The 1,637-nt window shown below is 40.4% G+C and carries 1 protein-coding gene; it reads left to right on the top strand.

Going from position 1 to position 1,637, the window contains the following annotated elements; all coding sequences use genetic code 11:
• Positions 1-52 precede the first annotated feature (52 nt).
• A protein-coding gene (locus CXF64_RS09935; RefSeq protein ID WP_101216919.1) for an IS3 family transposase occupies positions 53-1,599 on the top strand; the annotation gives its coding sequence in 2 pieces (ribosomal slippage) (positions 53-512 and positions 512-1,599; 1,548 coding nt in all).
• The last annotated feature ends 38 nt before the right edge of the window (positions 1,600-1,637 follow it).

Below are 1,637 nucleotides of genomic sequence, written 5' to 3'. Positions count from 1 at the left end.
CCCCCTGTGTCAGGATAGTTGTCGCCTCTAACTTTTAATAGAGGCAGATAAAATGAGACGTCGATTTACACGAGAATTTAAAGTTCACGCTGTTGAAAAAGCATTATCTCAATGTGATGATGTTCGCCTAGAAGATATTGCGCTTGATTTAGGCATCGGTTATTCAACCTTGCAACGATGGATCGCGCTTGCTAAAAACCATGAACTTGAAACTAAAAATAATGGTAGTCACATGACAACAGAAAAACGCCCTAATGACTGGAGCTTAGAAGAAAGGCTTAACGCCATTATTGAATGTGCGAGTTTAGATGAAGCAGCTCTTAATGAATATTGCCGTGCTAAGGGGCTTTACCCGCATCATATTAAACAATGGAAGCAAGATTTTGCTAAAGGGCCTTCAACGAAGCCCGTAAAATCAGACAGTAAACAGCTCAAACAAGAAATTAAGCAGCTTCAAAAAGAGCTTAATCGTAAAGACAAAGCGTTAGCAGAAACAGCCGCCTTACTCGTACTCAAAAAAAAAGCAGATGCGCTTTGGGGTTTCAACGAGGACGATTAACCAGCTCAACTGAGCGTCATGAATTGATAAAGCTCATTACCGACGCGCAGAAATCAGGGGCAAGGCAAGAAAAAGCATGTGAGTTACTTGGTCTAACGGCAAGAACAATTCAACGCTGGATTGAAGCTGATGATATGACAGATAAGCGAACAAGTACGATAAAGCGACCACCTAACAGGCTAACTGAATTAGAGCAACAGCGTATAATTAAGACGGTTAATTCAATAGAATATGGGCATTTACCACCCAGCAAGATAGTCCCTAAACTATTGGATAAAGATGTGTGGATAGCATCAGAAAGCTCGTTTTATCGCGTTATGAAATCGCATAAATTATTAACACACAGAGAAAAAGTTAAACCAAATAAAAAGATAAAAAAGCCAAAAGCACTCAGGGCAACACGTGTAAACGAAATTTATACATGGGATATCACGTATTTGCCAACAGCTGTTAAAGGTCAGTTTTTATACTTATATTTAGTGATGGATATTTATAGTCGAAAAATAGTTGGTTGGCAGGTTCATGACACACAACTAAGCACACTGGCGGCTGATTTAATGGTAGATATTTGCAGGCGAGAGCAGGTAAAGCCTGAGCAAGTCACACTGCACTCGGATAATGGCAGTCCAATGAAAGGGGCAACGTTATTAGCGACATTGCAGGAGTTAGGTATTGTTCCTTCATTTAGCCGACCGTCTGTGAGTAATGATAATCCTTATTCTGAATCGCTATTTAAGACGTTAAAGTATCGCCCGGAATACCCTGAGAAAGCCTTTGAAAGCATGGGTAGCGCAAGAAAGTGGGTTAGCGGATTTGTTGATTGGTACAACGATGAGCACTTGCACAGCGGTATTAAATTTGTCACGCCAAACCAGCGTCATTTAGGATTAGATGAAGCGATACTAGCGAAACGTCATCAGGTAAATGAGATGGCGAAATTACAGAATCCAAGTCGTTGGTCAGGAAAGTCTCGAGATTGGACGATGATCAATGAAGTAAATTTAAATCCAGAGAAAAAAGAAGCAATGCGGGCGGCATAAAATTTAATTTGATGCGACAACTAACTTGAAAAACTCCG

The organism is Pseudoalteromonas sp. GutCa3 (assembly GCF_002836155.1).
Classification (GTDB): Bacteria; Pseudomonadota; Gammaproteobacteria; order Enterobacterales; family Alteromonadaceae; genus Pseudoalteromonas; species Pseudoalteromonas arctica.
The sequence above is the reverse complement of the archived record's forward strand: the minus strand, read 5'-3'. Positions and strand labels throughout refer to the sequence as shown.